Below are 487 nucleotides of genomic sequence, written 5' to 3'. Positions count from 1 at the left end.
TACCGCGATCAGATCCTCGCCGACCGAAGCTTCGATCTCCCGCAGCAAATCCTTGAGCAGCGTCTCATGCGTGATCGTGACGTCTTTCGTCCAGCGCCGGTCGGCAAGGACATCCCCCTTCGCATCGCGCGCGATCAGGTGCGGCTCAAGGCCGATATTCTCGATCTTGCCGCTCGCCAGCAAAGAGGGCTCATCAGTGCCCGGCTCGGCGTAGAGCGCGAACTTAAGGCTCGACGAACCGGCGTTGAGGCACAGGATTTCAGCCATCGCGGCGCTGTCCCGCAACGCCGGGAGACGCCTTGGTTGCAGCCCGCGCCAGCAGCACCGCGAGCGCGCAGGAGGCGAGGCGCGTGCGCACGCTGTCTGCCCGGCTGGTGAGGATGATCGGAACGCGCCCGCCGAGCACCACGCCTGCGGCATCGGCGCCGCCCAGGAAGGTCAGCTGCTTTGCGAGCATGTTGCCGGCCTCCAGATCGGGCACCAGCAG

1 protein-coding gene and 1 pseudogene are annotated in these 487 nt (G+C 66.5%); both read right to left on the bottom strand.

Annotation, left to right across the window (positions count from 1 at the left end):
- Positions 1–267: pseudogene (locus BGN95_RS13305) on the bottom strand (acetate/propionate family kinase); the annotation flags it as partial.
- On the bottom strand, positions 260–487 hold a 228-nt coding region (locus BGN95_RS13300; protein ID WP_286772882.1), incomplete at its 5' end, for a phosphate acyltransferase. The gene BGN95_RS13300 and the pseudogene BGN95_RS13305, both read right to left, overlap by 8 nt.

The sequence above is a fragment of the Sphingomonas sp. 66-10 genome (assembly GCF_001897045.1).
Taxonomy (GTDB): domain Bacteria; phylum Pseudomonadota; class Alphaproteobacteria; order Sphingomonadales; family Sphingomonadaceae; genus Sphingomonas; species Sphingomonas lycopersici.
This window is presented reverse-complemented; position numbering and strand designations above follow the sequence as displayed.